This window comes from Sporosarcina sp. BI001-red, from assembly GCF_003384035.1.
In the GTDB taxonomy this organism is placed as follows: Bacteria; Bacillota; Bacilli; order Bacillales_A; family Planococcaceae; genus Sporosarcina.
The window spans coordinates 37,770-53,118 of record NZ_QQAK01000017.1 but is presented as its reverse complement, the minus strand read 5'-3'; the positions used below and the strand labels follow the sequence as shown (position 1 = coordinate 53,118).

Sequence of the window (15,349 nt, the reverse complement as noted above, 5' to 3'; positions counted from 1 at the left end):
TCCGTTCAAATCGTATAAGGTTTCTGACTTTTCTTCAACTTTTCTGCCTACTATTCACGAAGGGAATTAACCACTTTTCACGAGAAATTGGGAAGGAATTCGAACAACTCACCCACATATTTAGTAAGAGTGGGTGTGCTTATTTCATACAATGCGGCAAGTTTTGTTTTGGTGACCCCTTTACTACGGGAAGAGTGGAACATATAGTCTGCGGCTGCAGCAATCGCTTTTGGGTTTTTAAAGGGGTAGTTTTTCGTAATGCCGATTTCAAATAACGTAAACCACATTTGAAATAGATGAGTCCCTTCCTCATCAAGCGGTTTGTGCTTGGCATATAACAGCTCACTCGCTTGCATAGCGCGATTGAACGCTTGATCTGCTACTGACTTTTCAACAAGCTGATAATCCAAACTTGAAGCGAGAACTAGTTTCTCAAGATCCTCCAACTTTTCAACATCGATATAAGCAGGGTGTGCTACGATTTCTTGTTTATGAATGGACTTTCCTAATAGGAAAAAGCCGAACATCTTCTCACTAACATACTCATTGCCTATTTTGTCGAGCAAAAATTGCTTGTCCTGCGTAAAAATAGAAGTATCGATTTGCTTATCCGCATTCTCGTCAGCCCACGGTTCCAGCCCAGCCTTCGAAGGGTCGATTTCTATCAGTCGGCTAAATGCCGTTTCAGCCTGCTGGCGATGTCCTGAAAAGAACGCAGCATGGGCTAGCCAAAAGAAGAATCCAGAATCCCCTTCAAAACCTTTCTTTTGTATGCTTCGTAACCAGTAGTAGGCTTCTTTATGATTTCCAATAAGAGCAAATGTAGCTCCTAATTTGTAGCGATTTTCAAACTGATACGGTCGTATTTTTACGAGCAAGTCAACGAGGGGCAGTAGTTTCTCCTGATCGCCTTCATAATAGTAGAAAACCGCAAGATTACATAAGGCATGGACATTCCCTTTGTCTTTTCGAAGCACATCATACAATAGTTCTCGTGCATCAGACGTTTCGCCTCTATAAAAATAAGCGAGTGCCAGGTTGTTAAAAGAAGACCAAGATTCCGGATAATCCACCACAATGTCTTCAAGAACGGAAACCGCTTTGTCAAACTCTCCGGTTTCCATTAAACGTCTTGACTTTTCTTGTAACAAGTGAAGTTCTTCGTCCGCTGGTTGGTCGTCTGCTAAAAACGCTGCTTCTTGCTCTGCAAATTCAATAATCTCTTTTGCCTCTTCAGAAAGTTCCCCTTCAGGTGCTACATCCATATATTTTTCTGCAAATAACTTTGCTTCACGTAATAATCCTAGATGTGCATGAATTTCTGCAAGGTAGAAGATCACATCGCCATCTGTCGGTTCCAATTCGTACGCTTGAATAAGTAGATCCAGCGCTTCTTCAAAACGCCCTTCTTCCATTACCATAATTCCATATTGCATGACGATCTGGTGGTCTTTAGGATTAAGTTCCACCGCTCGTTTCAAATACTTCAGAGCTTCCGGAAATTGTTCTTTCTTAATTTCTGCAAGCGCTCGTTCATAATAAAAATCACCGTCTGGGACAAATGAAATAATCTTATTGTTTTTGTATTGCTCGTTTTTATCCAAACAGATTCCTCCGAAAAAACAAGAAGGAACGAGGAAAACGCTCCTTCTTGCAATATGTCTACAGTATACCATAACTTCTTTTGTACAACGTTAAACCTTAGGTTGGTTTTCTTTGCGTTCTGCAACCTGTTCAGCTGTGTAAATGATACGCACAGGATTCCCACCTGCAAACGCACCCGCAGGGATATCCCGATTCACCAGTGAAGCTGCAGAAACGACCGCTCCATCACCTATTGTAACACCCGGTAAGATTGTGGAGTTTGCACCGATCATGACTTCGTCTCCAATATCGACATTCCCGATCCGGTATTCATCGATTAAGTATTCGTGGGCTAGAATAGTGGAATTGAACCCTATAATAGAGTTCTTGCCGACTCGAATGCGTTCTGGAAACATGACATCAGGAAAGACCATGAGAGCAAATGCAGTATGCTGACCGACTTCCATCCGCAGAAATGTTTTATATAGCCAGTTCTTCGCTTTAAAGAATGGAATATAACGAGCAATTTGAATGACTAGGAAATTTTTCGCCACTTTAAAAAAAGACACGGATGTGTATAAGTTCCAAAGTGAATTCCCTTCCCCTTTTACCATAAAACGCTCCGTCTTCCTCATTTTACAGCCACACCTACGAGTTCGTAGAGATCTGAAATGTGGGTCAACATGTAGTCTGGGTTAAAAGTAGAAAGAAATTCAGGACCTTTCAGAGACCAGGCAACAGCAGCTGTTCGGACCCCAGCATTTTTACCGCCTTCGATGTCGTGGAAGTTATCGCCAACCATCAGTACTTCTTCTTTTGAAGCATTCAACCGGTCCATCGCAAGTAAAAGGGGTTCAGGATTCGGTTTTGGACGTTGTACATCGTCTAATCCGATAACCGTGTCAAATAAGTGTGTGATACCGAGCAAATTTAATCCTCTATGCACCATATCATTTCGTTTCGTTGACACAATTGCCATCCGGATCCCCTTGTCTGCTAATTGGGTCAATACTTCCGTAACCCCATCAAACTCGGCAGCTAACTGATCATGGTTCGCCATGTTCCATTCCCGATATTCTTGAATCATCCCTTCCGTCCTGGAAGGATCCATCCCATTAAACGTATCTGTTAAAGTCGGTCCTAAAAAAGGCAAAATCTCTTTACGTGTATATTGCCCCGGGTAATGTTTGCCGAGCACTCCCTCAAAAGATTGGATGATCAGTTCATTGGTATCGAGTAAAGTACCGTCCAAATCGAACAGAATTGTTGTAATTGGCTTATCCATTGGCAACAGTAGCCTCCTTTTCCAGCTTCTCATTCAGCTTATGTCTCCAGAAAAACGCAACTGCTATCGTCAACACAAACGCGGTTATGATGCGGATTAGGAGCAGTGGCCAGACTGGAATTCCTAGTGGGATGAATAATAACGTATCTTCTATGACTGCGTGACATGCTACAAGGAAGATGAACGATAGTGTGGCATCCCGGTTACTAACACCGTCTTCTTGAACCGCTTGGATCATCACCCCTGCACCATAAGCAAGACCAATGACCAAGCCAGCCACCAAAGTTAGGGATGCGTTCGGCTGGACACCGATTAGTTTCGTGACAGGTGAAAATTTCGAAGAAAACTTCTCCAGATAGTTTTGATCTTTCAAAAATTGTACAACGAGCATCAGAGGGATGACAATGAGTGCGAGTTGCAGAACTCCGAAAGATGCTTTCTGCAGTCCCAATAAAAAAATATCGACCCAGCCGTTAGGTACAACAGTTGACTCAGGTGAAATTCCATATTGCGCAATCTCTCCACCACCTCGCCAAACGAGATTGATGACTATGCCTGATAGTGCCGCTAAACCGAAGCGTACCACCAAGACAATCCAGAGTTTGACGCCCACTTTCAAAGCAACCCCCGTTTCGATGAACAGGTTGTGTGCAAAACTAAGCATGACCGCGAGGATAAATACTTCTTTCACCGTCAAATCGAGTGACAAGATTCCGGCGATTCCTGCATACAAGTTCAATGCATTTCCGAGGACTAGCGGGATTGCAGCCTCTCCACTCAATCCAAAAAGATTCATGAATGGAGAAATCAGCTTAACAATCCAAGGCAATATCGGAGTATGTTGTAAAATCACTACAAGAATCGTGATGGGGAAAATGATTTTCCCCAGCGACCAAGTAGTTTTCAATCCAGCACCTAACCCATTTTTGAGCGTGGACATACTGTCATTAGTTGTCATTGTACCTCACATCCGTTTTCATGATGAACCTACGATAAATGAGTATTCCAAGAGCTATGAGCACCCCTAAAATCGAAACGACTTGCGCTGCTCGAAGTCCTCCTCCGTACAGGCTATCCGTTCTCATCCCTTCAATGAAGAACCGTCCAACTGAATACCAAATGATGTAGAAGCAAAAAATTTCGCCACGTCTCAAGTTCACTCGTCGCAACAACAAAATGAGTGCAAGCCCTACAACATTCCACAGGGACTCATACAAAAATGTCGGATGATACGTTATTCCATCAATCGTCATCTGATTCATGATCCAATCTGGAATGATGTTGTTCTCAAGGAATGACTGGGACACCGGTCCGCCATGCGCTTCTTGGTTCATAAAGTTGCCCCAGCGCCCGATGATTTGACCTATCAATAAACCAGGTGCTGTAATATCTGCTACTTTCCAGAAAGACACCCCACGTTTTCTTGTAAAGATCAAGGCTGTAATAATCGCTCCGATCAATGCACCGTGGATGGCGATGCCTCCTTCCCAGATTTTAATAATATCTCCTGGATGATCTTTGTAGAAGTCCCAAGAAAAGGTGACGTAGTAAATTCGTGCGGAAATAATGGAGATTGGAACTGCCCAAATGAGCATATCCGTCAAAAAATCAGGATGCATCTTTTGTTTTACCATTTCTTTTTGGACAAGTAAAAACGCTAAAATGATTCCCGTTGCTATTAAAATCCCATACCAACGAACTTCGAATGTACCAAATGAAAACGCAACTGGATCTATCGCTAATAATGTATTCATTTACCGGTGAATCCCCTTTTCTTCTGCCGCAGTAGCCTTTTGACTAATCACTGCATCCAGCTTGTTTGTAAATTCTTCAGCTGCATTGATGCCTAACGTTTTGAGTCGATAATCCATTGCAGCAACTTCGATGATCACAGATAGATTTCGACCTGGACGTACAGGTACGACTAACTTCCGCACTTCGGAATCCATGATTTTCATTTTGTCTTCGTCTACACCTAGACGATCATACATTTTTTCAGGATCCCATATTTCCAAGTCAATGACGAGAACAATCCGCTTATCGTCTTTTACAGAACTCGCTCCGAAAAGGGTCATAATATCGATGATCCCTACGCCTCGAATTTCCAACATATGTTGGAGCAAAGGTGGAGGGCTACCGATTAAGATATTCTTCGCAACTTCCCGAATTTCGACGGAATCATCCGCAATAAGGCGATGTCCACGCTTCACTAGTTCGAGTGCCGTCTCACTTTTCCCAACACCACTCTTCCCAGTAATCAGGACACCAATCCCATAGACGTCCACTAACACCCCATGAAGGGTTTTCATAGGAGCTAACCGTCCAGCTATGAAATTTGTCAGCATACCGGAAAGTCTCGTAGTTGGAACATCGGCACCAAGGACAGAAATCCCCATTTTTTCTGCAGCTACTTCAAGCTCAGGGGGGAGTGCCACACCATGCGCTAGAACAAATGCGGGTGTATCTGGTGTGCATAACAAATCCATGCGCTCTACACGGAGAGCTTCTGGAAGCATTTCAAAAAACGAAATCTCCGTCTTTCCTAGCAGTTGGATGCGTGTTCGTGTATAGAAATCGAAGTAACCAGCCATTTCTAGTCCAGGACGGGAAATATCACTTATCTCAATCGTCCTATCGATTCCACTAGCACCCGCAAGCAATTCTAGGTCAAACCGTTCTTTTATATCCTTCACCGTGACTCCACTCATCTGACAGCCACCTCCATCTTCAATTGTTACCTATGCATCATTCTACCATTGTACAATGGATTTTGAACGGTTTTCTCACCGATTACTGTGCATGTCTCGTATTTTTACACAATGAATTAAAAAGCCTCCTCTCGATTCGTACGAGAGAAGGCCGACTCTATTCATTATTCGTTCTTATCAGGTGAATAACAAACGATTACAGAACCTGTTTTAGATTCCGCAAAAACGTGTAGTGTAGACGGAGAATCTTGTACTTCTTTCTTAAAGTTCATAGAACGATGTAAAAGCTGATCCTGATTGGATGTATTCTCAACATCCGGCAGTTTCAAGTTTAGGCTACCGATCGTTGATGTAATGCTACCTACTAACGAGAGTGAGCTAGGCACATACAACTCTATATTTCCACCTACACTTTTCACATCAACTTTTTCTGGAGTTTCATGGGTAGTTGTCACTGAGATGGAACCATTTAATGTTCGAGCTTGGGTATCTTTCACTTTCCCATCAATGTAGATGAGACCATTCAGTGTTTGCGTTTCGACTTTGGGACTTTCAAGACTGAGCAATCGAATTTCACCGTTAAGGGTTTCGATATCCACTTCCCCAGCTTTGACATAGCTGACATTGACTTTTCCGTTAGCTGTCTTCACACGGAGAACTTCTGCTTCAAGATTGCGCAAGTCGAATCCACCGTTCAACAGTCGCACAGAAATCTTGCGGTAGGTTTTTTTAGGTATAGTAAGGACTGTATTCACTTGAACGGTTTTCGAATTACTTGAAATCCTAAGCGTTTGGTCGTCTTTTACAAAGATAAGCTTTTCCAAGAACTCTTGCTTTGCTTCTTCTTCGGAGCTTGACGTGAACGTCTTAACGGAAAAGACTGCTGAAATTTCGTCTCCTTCACCTGGGACAATCGATAGTTTACCGTTATCGATATCCACAATGAGCTCTTCCAAATCTTTTCCGTCTTTTTGCATTTTGTGCTCAAATGTCGTTGACGCGCCAAATGGATTTTCCATATCGAACTGTTTAACTTTCTGAACTGCACTTTGCATGAATTGCATGAACTGGTCACCAACGTTTGTTAAATCCTTACGAACGTCTTCCATGAATTCTTCGGCAGAAGTTCCCGACCAACCATATTTAGCAGACTGCCCTTTTCCTTTAGACTGTTCTTCTTTTCCAGACTCTGTAAAAGGCTCATCTTTTGGTTCTTTCTGTGCCTGATCTTGTGTTTTAGATGGGTTAACGTCAATAGAAAAATCCGCTGGCTTGTTAGCAGAATCATTTTGAGATAGCGCTTCTAGTAATGTCAATGCCTCGTCCGTTGAAATCGTTCCATTTTCAAGCATAGTTAAAATGCGTTTTCTTTCGTTTTGCATTTCTTTCGCCTCCTGAGTGGAATGATGGTGCATACGTTCTGCTTATCTATACGGTTTACAACCAAAAAAGTTTCATATGACTGGATTTTCAGCTTGTTCAATTCGTGCCATCATACGACCGCGATCCCGGTTCAGAATGGGATTCAAGTACATTCCTGTATACGACTTTTTATTTTCTGCAACCTGTTCTGGTGTTCCTGTAGCGATAATTTGACCGCCTTTGTCGCCACCTTCAGGTCCAAGGTCAATAATATGATCCACGGTTTTAATGACATCCAGATTATGCTCGATCACTAATACCGTATTTCCAGTCTCAACGAGTCGTTCTAATACTTTTAGGAGTTTCGCGATATCATGTACGTGAAGTCCCGTTGTTGGTTCATCCAAAATGTAAAACGACTTTCCGTTTGATCGTTTGTGGAGTTCTGAAGCAAGCTTGACGCGTTGTGCCTCACCCCCGGAAAGTGTCGTTGCAGGCTGTCCTAATTGAACATACCCTAATCCAACGTCAACAATCGTTTGTAACTTGCGTTGAATTTTAGGGATATTTTCAAAGAACAGAGATGCGGATTCCGCCGTCATTTCAAGGACGTCCGCTATGTTTTTACCTTTGTACATCACTTCAAGGGTTTCCCGGTTATATCGTTTCCCATGACACACATCACATGGAACGTAGACATCAGGTAGGAAGTGCATCTCAATTTTAAGAATTCCATCTCCACGGCACGCTTCACAACGTCCCCCCTTCACATTGAAACTGAATCTTCCTTTTTTGTATCCACGCACTTTTGCTTCATTCGTCATCGCAAATACATCTCTGACATCGTCGAAAACACCTGTATACGTAGCTGGGTTGGAACGTGGCGTTCGTCCAATTGGCGATTGGTCGATCTCAATCACCTTTTCTAATTCTTCCAATCCTTCTACGCTTTTATACGCTCCTGGACGTTGTTTTGAACGATTCAACTTTTGTGCTAATATTTTTTGAAGAACACTGTTGATGAGCGTACTTTTACCTGATCCAGAAACACCTGTGACTGCAATGAACTGACCAAGTGGGAAATCGACATTCACTTTTTTGAGATTGTTTTCAGAAGCACCTTTAATGGTCACTTTCCGACCATCCGATTGTCGGCGCTCAATTGGCAGAGGAATGTAACGTTTCCCACTTAAATACTGCCCAGTCAATGAGTTTGGATCCGCCATCACTTCCTCTGGAGTCCCTGCAGAGACGATTTCTCCTCCAGCTACACCTGCTCCCGGACCGATATCTATCAAGTAATCAGCTTCCAACATGGTGTCTTCATCGTGCTCCACTACAATGAGAGTGTTTCCGATGTCTCTCATACTCTTTAACGTACTGATTAGCCGGTCATTATCTCTTTGATGAAGACCAATAGACGGTTCATCCAATATATAGAGGACACCCGTGAGGCGTGATCCAATTTGAGTCGCAAGCCGGATCCGCTGTGCTTCTCCACCGGAAAGGGTTCCAGCTGCGCGAGATAACGTCAAATAATCGAGGCCGACATTGACAAGAAAACCAAGTCTCTCGTTGATTTCCCGGAGGATTAGTTCAGCAATTTTCGTATCCTTTTCAGAAAGCTGCAGACTGTTGAAAAATGATCTTGCTTCAACAATCGATTTCTGAGTTACTTGACCAATATGGAGATTATCCACTTTTACAGCGAGAGATTCCTGTTTCAATCGATAGCCGTTACATGTGGGGCATGGACGTTGTGCCATATATTTCTCCATCTGTTCACGAACATAGTCAGAAGATGTCTCGTTGAAACGACGCTCCACATTGGATAATACCCCTTCGAAGTAGATTGCATTATCACGGGTCTGACCAAACTCATTTGTATACTTAAATCGTATTTTATCTTCTTTTGAGCCTGTAAGGATTTTATCCAAATCTTCTTTCGCCATTTCACTTACAGGTGAGTCCATTGAAATTCCGTAATGTTGAGCAACGGTTTTCAAAAGTTCTGGATAGTATTGTGAACTTGTCGGGATCCAAGGAACAATTGCATTCTCTTTTAATGAAAGAGAGGAATCCGGAATAACGAGTTCGGGATCCACTTCTAACTTCATACCAAGTCCATCGCAATCCGGACATGCTCCAAATGGACTGTTGAACGAGAACATTCTCGGTTCAAGTTCCCCGATAGAGAATCCACATATCGGACACGCATGATGCTCGCTAAATAAAAGTTCTTCCCCATCGATCACATCAACAAGTGCAGCCCCTTCGGAAAGACGAAGAGCCGCTTCAAGAGAATCACTGAGTCTACCTGCAATCCCTTCTTTAATAACAACCCGGTCGACTACGACTTCAATATTATGTTTTTTGTTTTTGTTCAGCTCGATGTTGTCATCTAAATCGAATGTCTCACCATCGATTCGTACGCGGACATACCCTTGCTTTTTCAAGTCTTCCAGCAACTTGACATGTGTACCTTTCCTACCCGAAACGATAGGTGCTAAGATCTGAATCCGTGTCCGTTCTTCCAGCTCAAGCACACGGTCTGTCATCTGCTCCACTGTCTGAGAAGTGATTTCAATCCCGTGAATGGGACAAATCGGCTTTCCAACGCGTGCAAACAGCAATCTTAAATAGTCATATACTTCGGTAACTGTCCCTACCGTGGATCGTGGGTTTCGACTCGTTGTTTTCTGATCTATCGAAATGGCGGGTGATAGACCTTCTATCAGATCTACGTCCGGTTTGTCCATCTGCCCGAGAAATTGGCGAGCATAAGAAGAGAGGGATTCCACATATCGGCGTTGCCCTTCTGCATAGATCGTATCAAAAGCGAGGGATGACTTGCCCGATCCAGAGAGACCCGTCATGACGACTAACTGATCTCGCGGGATGGTGACGTTAATGTTTTTCAAGTTGTGCGCACGGGCACCTTGAATATAGATTTCAGTATTTTTCATGTCTTCTCACCTTTCCGCTTTCAATTCCAATATCGTATCTCTAAGCTCAGCGGCACGTTCAAAGTCGAGCGCTTTTGCTGATTCTTTCATTTCTTTTTCAAGTGATGCAAGCAATGTCGTTCTTTCTTCTTGCGTCAACGTCTTGCCTTTTGTTACTTTATCCACAAACGAGAGGGATTCTTCAGAAGCTTGTGTCGCACGAATGACATCACGAATACCCTTTTGAATCGTTGTTGGTGTAATGTTGTGCTCTTCGTTATAAGCCATTTGTATCTCGCGACGTCGCTCGGTTTCTTCAATCGCTTTGTTCATGGAATCGGTATACCGGTCCGCGTACATGATGACTCGTCCTTTAGAGTTACGAGCTGCACGTCCGATGGTTTGGATGAGCGCACGTTCTGAACGTAGGAATCCTTCTTTGTCCGCATCGAGTATGGTTACGAGTGACACCTCTGGAATATCAAGACCTTCCCTCAACAAGTTAATGCCGATTAAGACATCGTAGGTTCCCAGTCTCAATTCACGGATAATTTCTATTCGCTCGAGGGTTTTAATTTCCGAGTGGAGGTAGTTCACTTTCACTCCAGCTTCTTTTAAGTAATCCGTCAAGTCTTCGGACATTTTTTTCGTAAGTGTCGTCACAAGCACTCGTTCATTTTTTTGAGCACATTCATTTATTTGATCGAGAAGGTCATCAATCTGTCCTTCGATTGGTCGTACCTCAATGATTGGATCGAGCAATCCTGTTGGTCGAATAATCTGTTCAACCATTTTCGGTGTATGTTCGATTTCATATGGTCCTGGTGTTGCGGAAACATAGATGGCCTGGTTCACGTGCTTTTCAAATTCCTCAAACATTAATGGACGGTTGTCCAATGCGGAAGGAAGGCGGAAACCGTGTTCAACTAACACTTTCTTTCTCGCTTGGTCACCGTTATACATGCCTCGAATTTGAGGTAGCGTCACGTGGCTTTCATCCGCCACTATGAGGAAATCATCTGGGAAGTAGTCGATTAGTGTGTAAGGTGTCTCTCCCGCAGAGCGAAGGGATAAATGCCTGGAATAGTTTTCGATTCCTGAGCAGAAGCCCATTTCTCGCATCATTTCCAGGTCGTAGCGTGTTCGCTGTTCAAGTCGTTGCGCTTCCAGAAGTTTGTCATTCTCCCGAAGTGTTTTCAGTTGTTCTTCCAACTCTTCTTCTATTCGTTCAATCGCCTTCACCATTTTCGCTTCACCTGTAACAAAGTGGGAATTTGGGAAGATAGAGACGTGTTCGCGTTCACCAAGAACTTCCCCGGTTAGTGCATCCACTTCACGGATCCGATCGATTTCGTCTCCGAAAAATTCAATTCGTATACAACGTTCGTCTTGTGATGCAGGGAAGATTTCCACGACATCCCCTCTTACACGGAACGTTCCGCGCGTAAAACTTACATCATTTCTTTCATATAGGTTATCCACAAATTTACGTAATAACTGATTTCTGTCGATTTCCAAGCCAGGACGTAGTGAAATCATATGGGCACCATATTCTTCAGGTGATCCTAGTCCGTAAATGCATGAGACAGAAGCGACAATTAAAACGTCTCTTCGTTCAAAAAGTGATGCCGTCGCTGAGTGACGTAATTTATCAATTTCGTCATTTATGCTGGAGTCTTTTTCAATATACGTATCAGTTTGTGGGACATAGGCTTCCGGCTGATAATAGTCATAGAAGCTGACAAAGTATTCAACTGCGTTATCAGGGAAGAACTCTTTAAATTCACTATAAAGTTGCCCCGCAAGCGTTTTGTTATGAGCGATGACCAATGTTGGTTTATTGATTTCTGTTACGACGTTGGAAACGGTAAATGTCTTACCTGTACCTGTTGCCCCTAGTAACGTTTGGTGCTTTTCACCCTTTTCAATACCAGCAACCAATTCTTTGATGGCAGTTGGCTGATCTCCTTGTGGCGTATATGGGGCTTGTAGGTTAAATGTATCTGTCACTGAACGTCACTCCCTAGTATTCCTCTAGTGTTTATTTTATCACATTCCCTCTCTAACCCAAAGCGAAAAGCGAACGTACGTTTTTTTACACGAAAAAACCTGTACGCATTTGCGCACAGGTTGGAATCATTCTTTTTCGTCTACGGTCCGTAACGAGTCAGTCAGTTGCATAAAAGTTGGTTTATCATTACGATCCAGGGCCGCATCAATCTCTTCCAGCAAACGTGTACGAGTTTGTTCACGGTGGATATGACTTAGAAACAAATCGATGTAGATGTCATTCAGCATTTTTTCCGCTTGCATTGAGGAACTATTTTTTCCCACAGCCTTTAGGAACTCAGCATATGAATAATTATTCTCCATCTCTCTCACCTCGGAACCCTTTTAATTATTGTAACGAATCCATCCTCTATTTTGCAAGTACTTTTTCGAATATTCCTACTCTTCTTCTTTGTTCGTCGTTAATCGAATTGTTGCTTCAGAAATGATCAGAACAACAGCCCCCATGATGAACGGTGTTACTGACAGACCATGCATGAACAAACCTGCAAGTAAAACGAAACCTGCTTGCAACCATTGGACACGCTCTGTTAAGCGGAAAATTTCTTTTGGACGTGTCTCTTCCGTATTCGGGAATAACAAATCCATCCGGAATTCATCACCCCCACGCAATGTTTGCAACGTCTGAATCGCAGATGCGAAGGCAAGCGCTCCAATGAAAACAAATGCGACGATTGGGAATGGAATGAATACTACTCCTAAAATAGATAACACAGTTAGCCGGAGCCAAAGCCAAAATGATTCATCCGTCCGGATAAACGTCCGGCGCAGCAAAAAGCTCTGTGCATCTGTACGTTCTACGTGTGCATCGGGCATGAATAAGCCGAGCCAAGACCGTTTACTGATAGACCCTTTCAAATGAGGAACTTCGGTGAAGTAATTTGCAAAACGATAAAAGCCCATCATCCTATTCTGTTCGAGCTCGATGAAATGAGTATAGGGGAATGGTTTCACGGCTGCTTTCTTCATCCACAACGAACCGTATAGAGCATAGGCGATTGCAATGATGACCAGGATAATCCATTGCTGTGATAGGACAGCGTAAAACAGTAGCGTACTTAGTACAAAACGAATGAATCGATCCTGCCACACTCCTTGTCCCTCGTTTGCTTTCCTAAAAAGGAACTCAGTTCGCACACTTACCCACATCGCGGCAATGATCAATAGTAGTAATAAGCCAAATACCTGCTTACTCCCAATCTCATATGCACTCAACATCGGTAGCGCTACGATGAAAACAATAATCGGTAAAGGTAATTTTGAAAAGAACGTCCAATTCAACGCTCTGCCTGTATAAGTCGGTAACTCCTTTTCAAGAGGCAGCAAATAGACAGCATCTGCTGGTTTAAGCAGAGTCACCGGTGTTGCGATGAACGTTGAAGCCGCAAGCAATAGTGCGATCAGCCAAGCAGCGGGTAACTCGGCAGGTACATCTTTTAACCATTCACTGTAAGCATATCCTGCTGCGCCAATGGAAAACAGCAATACAATCGCCAAATGCCCTGTGAACACATATTGTAAGTACCGCTGTAACTCCATCACATATTTACCGAAACGGTTCCCCCACACTTCACGTAAGCTGTTCATAATCAGCTTCCTCTGTCATCGCAATGTATAAGTCATCCAGTGACGCTTCAGGACGCCCTAACGCTTTTCTTAAATCGTCCATCGTTCCGTGTGCCCGCACGCTGCCTTCGTGCAAGAGGATGATTCGATCACAGTGTTTTTCAGCCGTCGACAATACGTGTGTCGACATTAAAACCGACGCGCCATTTTCCGTTCTCTGTGTAAGTTGAGCAAGTAAGGAACGAATTCCTAGCGGATCTAGTCCAACAAAGGGTTCGTCAATAATATAGAGTGCAGGTTCTGCGAGAAATGCACACATGATCATGACCTTTTGTCGCATCCCTTTCGAAAAGTGGGAAGGATACCATTTTAATCGCTTTTCCATTCGGAACTCTTTTAGTAACGCCGCAGATCTTGCTTCAAATACATCCTGAGGGAGTTCGTACGCCATCGCAGTAAGTTCTAAATGCTCGCGTAACGTCAGTTCTTCATACAAGATTGGCGTTTCTGGAATGTAACTGAATGACTTCCGATACATTTCAGTATCTTCGTCAAATGTAACACCATTGATTTCAATGGTACCCCCTTGTGGATTCATCAGTCCGATAATGTGTTTGATGGTTGTACTTTTCCCAGCACCATTTAGTCCAATCAGCCCGACTAATTCCCCTTTTTGAATGTTAAATGATACTTCATGTAGAACAGGTTTTCTTGAATATCCGCCTGTTACGTCTTTTAAGTCTAGTATGGCCATGCGTCATCCTCCATTCTTCTTCTAGTTTACCAAATCTGAAACAACAATGCCTTGTCCAGCTCATGCCGATTATCTGAAAATATGCTACACTAATGACATTCATGAAAGGAAGTGTACAAATGTCCTCTTGTATTTTCTGTAAAATCGCAGCTGGGGAACTCCCTGGAGAAGTTTTGTATGAAGATGAACACGTAATTGCTTTCATGGACATTATGCCAGTCACTAAAGGGCATGTCCTCTTAATTCCTAAAAACCATAGGGAAAATGTGTATGACCTGACTTCCGATGAGGCTTCTCATCTATTTTCAGTTACTCCTAAACTAGCAAGAGCCATTAAGGATACGTTTAACCCTGTCGGGATGAACCTTGTCCAAAATAATGGCGCGGCCGCTGGTCAAGCAGTCTTCCACTTCCACCTGCATTTTGTTCCGAGATATGACGAAACAGATGGTTACCGTCCAACATGGGACCCCAAAACAGAAGAGTTCCCTAGTGAACGAATTCACGAACTTGCAGGAGACATTCAAAAACATCTCCAAACAAACGCATAACAAATCAATTTTAGCGTCATCAGGTTTTAACAATGCAAGACTAGGTAATGAAACAAATAGGAAGGAGTGAGCAATACATGAAAGCATCTACATTTTTTGCAGGACTGGCTGTTGGGTCAGTTGCTGCTGCCATTACAGTTCTTTACTCAACTCCACAGTCTGGAAGCGAGATGCGTTCTTCCGTAGTAACTGCATCTGCTGATTTAAAGGCTAAGCTAAAAGACGTAAAAGGCAGAGTGAATGAGTTAAAAGACTCGGTTTCAGATTTCGCGAGTGAAAACGTTCATCCTGCAATTGAAGGTGTCAAAGATTCTGTAGGCGGCTGGCGCACTGCAGATGAAGGATCGCGGAACCGGTTAGAGAACGAGATTCAAGAAATCCAGTCTGCTATTGAAGAACTTGAACGTTCTGTTGCCGCTCAACAAAGTAATTTATAAGACATCGAAAGCATCCTCATTTTGAGGATGTTTTTTTCATTGTACTTTCATGTTTGAAACGATTTGAATTATTTTTTCAATTCTAAC

General features: G+C 43.1%; 14 protein-coding genes. 2 read left to right on the top strand and 12 right to left on the bottom strand.

From position 1 onward, the window contains the following. Positions 1 to 77: 77 nt before the first annotated feature. The 12 genes from DVB69_RS16750 to DVB69_RS16695 all read right to left on the bottom strand — a co-directional run bounded on the left by DVB69_RS16750 (position 78) and on the right by DVB69_RS16695 (position 14,274). Positions 78 to 1,604 carry a tetratricopeptide repeat protein gene (locus DVB69_RS16750; RefSeq protein WP_116020251.1) on the bottom strand — a complete coding sequence of 509 codons (1,527 nt, stop codon included), beginning with the start codon at positions 1,602 to 1,604 and terminating at the stop codon, positions 78 to 80. Between the two features lie 90 nt (positions 1,605 to 1,694). Continuing rightward, entirely contained in the window at positions 1,695 to 2,219 is a 525-nt protein-coding gene (locus DVB69_RS16745) for an acyltransferase (RefSeq protein WP_116020250.1), read from the bottom strand. Further along, on the bottom strand, positions 2,216 to 2,869 hold the full coding sequence (ppaX, locus tag DVB69_RS16740) for a pyrophosphatase PpaX (RefSeq protein ID WP_116020249.1): 654 nt from the start codon (positions 2,867 to 2,869) through the stop codon (positions 2,216 to 2,218). The genes DVB69_RS16745 and ppaX overlap by 4 nt, the downstream gene beginning before the upstream one ends. Further along, a complete protein-coding gene (locus DVB69_RS16735; RefSeq protein WP_116020374.1) occupies positions 2,862 to 3,809 on the bottom strand; it encodes a nucleoside recognition domain-containing protein in 948 nt (315 codons plus the stop codon). The genes ppaX and DVB69_RS16735 overlap by 8 nt, the downstream gene beginning before the upstream one ends. A gap of 7 nt (positions 3,810 to 3,816) precedes the next feature. Further along, on the bottom strand, positions 3,817 to 4,623 hold the full coding sequence (gene lgt, locus DVB69_RS16730) for a prolipoprotein diacylglyceryl transferase (protein WP_116020248.1): 807 nt from the start codon (positions 4,621 to 4,623) through the stop codon (positions 3,817 to 3,819). After that, positions 4,624 to 5,577, bottom strand: coding sequence for an HPr(Ser) kinase/phosphatase (hprK, locus tag DVB69_RS16725; RefSeq protein ID WP_116020247.1), 954 nt, complete (start codon positions 5,575 to 5,577; stop codon positions 4,624 to 4,626). Between the two features lie 164 nt (positions 5,578 to 5,741). Beyond that, positions 5,742 to 6,959: a DUF4097 family beta strand repeat-containing protein gene (locus DVB69_RS16720; RefSeq protein ID WP_158541118.1), complete on the bottom strand. Its 1,218-nt coding sequence runs from the start codon at positions 6,957 to 6,959 to the stop codon at positions 5,742 to 5,744. A gap of 72 nt (positions 6,960 to 7,031) precedes the next feature. Further along, a complete protein-coding gene (uvrA, locus tag DVB69_RS16715) occupies positions 7,032 to 9,905 on the bottom strand; it encodes an excinuclease ABC subunit UvrA (RefSeq protein ID WP_116020245.1) in 2,874 nt (957 codons plus the stop codon). 6 nt (positions 9,906 to 9,911) lie between these two features. Next, positions 9,912 to 11,894 carry an excinuclease ABC subunit UvrB gene (gene uvrB / locus DVB69_RS16710; RefSeq protein ID WP_116020244.1) on the bottom strand — a complete coding sequence of 661 codons (1,983 nt, stop codon included), beginning with the start codon at positions 11,892 to 11,894 and terminating at the stop codon, positions 9,912 to 9,914. A gap of 126 nt (positions 11,895 to 12,020) precedes the next feature. After that, positions 12,021 to 12,257, bottom strand: coding sequence for an IDEAL domain-containing protein (locus DVB69_RS16705; protein WP_116020243.1), 237 nt, complete (start codon positions 12,255 to 12,257; stop codon positions 12,021 to 12,023). Between the two features lie 75 nt (positions 12,258 to 12,332). Beyond that, a complete protein-coding gene (locus DVB69_RS16700) occupies positions 12,333 to 13,541 on the bottom strand; it encodes an ABC transporter permease (protein WP_116020242.1) in 1,209 nt (402 codons plus the stop codon). Further along, entirely contained in the window at positions 13,525 to 14,274 is a 750-nt protein-coding gene (locus DVB69_RS16695; protein WP_116020241.1) for an ABC transporter ATP-binding protein, read from the bottom strand. The genes DVB69_RS16700 and DVB69_RS16695 overlap by 17 nt, the downstream gene beginning before the upstream one ends. Before the next feature lie 119 nt (positions 14,275 to 14,393). On the opposite strand from DVB69_RS16695, the gene DVB69_RS16690 reads away from it, so the two are divergent. Both DVB69_RS16690 and DVB69_RS16685 read left to right on the top strand, forming a co-directional pair. After that, on the top strand, positions 14,394 to 14,825 hold the full coding sequence (locus tag DVB69_RS16690) for an HIT family protein (protein WP_116020240.1): 432 nt from the start codon (positions 14,394 to 14,396) through the stop codon (positions 14,823 to 14,825). Between the two features lie 77 nt (positions 14,826 to 14,902). Continuing rightward, the gene (locus tag DVB69_RS16685) at positions 14,903 to 15,262 is read left to right on the top strand and encodes a YtxH domain-containing protein (protein ID WP_116020239.1); all 360 of its coding nucleotides are present in this window, start codon (positions 14,903 to 14,905) and stop codon (positions 15,260 to 15,262) included. The last annotated feature ends 87 nt before the right edge of the window (positions 15,263 to 15,349 follow it).

Excerpts from the sequence above, each read along its gene's own strand:
- DVB69_RS16735 (WP_116020374.1), bottom strand. The coding sequence starts at position 3,809 with ATGTCCACGCTCAAAAATGGGTTAGGTGCTGGATTGAAAACTACTTGG.
- DVB69_RS16700 (WP_116020242.1), bottom strand. The coding sequence starts at position 13,541 with ATGAACAGCTTACGTGAAGTGTGGGGGAACCGTTTCGGTAAATATGTG.
- ppaX (WP_116020249.1), bottom strand. The coding sequence starts at position 2,869 with ATGGATAAGCCAATTACAACAATTCTGTTCGATTTGGACGGTACTTTA.
- DVB69_RS16685 (WP_116020239.1), top strand. The coding sequence starts at position 14,903 with ATGAAAGCATCTACATTTTTTGCAGGACTGGCTGTTGGGTCAGTTGCT.
- DVB69_RS16720 (WP_158541118.1), bottom strand. The coding sequence starts at position 6,959 with ATGCAAAACGAAAGAAAACGCATTTTAACTATGCTTGAAAATGGAACG.
- DVB69_RS16690 (WP_116020240.1), top strand. The coding sequence starts at position 14,394 with ATGTCCTCTTGTATTTTCTGTAAAATCGCAGCTGGGGAACTCCCTGGA.
- DVB69_RS16745 (WP_116020250.1), bottom strand. The coding sequence starts at position 2,219 with ATGAGGAAGACGGAGCGTTTTATGGTAAAAGGGGAAGGGAATTCACTT.
- lgt (WP_116020248.1), bottom strand. The coding sequence starts at position 4,623 with ATGAATACATTATTAGCGATAGATCCAGTTGCGTTTTCATTTGGTACA.
- DVB69_RS16705 (WP_116020243.1), bottom strand. The coding sequence starts at position 12,257 with ATGGAGAATAATTATTCATATGCTGAGTTCCTAAAGGCTGTGGGAAAA.
- uvrA (WP_116020245.1), bottom strand. The coding sequence starts at position 9,905 with ATGAAAAATACTGAAATCTATATTCAAGGTGCCCGTGCGCACAACTTG.
- hprK (WP_116020247.1), bottom strand. The coding sequence starts at position 5,577 with ATGAGTGGAGTCACGGTGAAGGATATAAAAGAACGGTTTGACCTAGAA.
- DVB69_RS16695 (WP_116020241.1), bottom strand. The coding sequence starts at position 14,274 with ATGGCCATACTAGACTTAAAAGACGTAACAGGCGGATATTCAAGAAAA.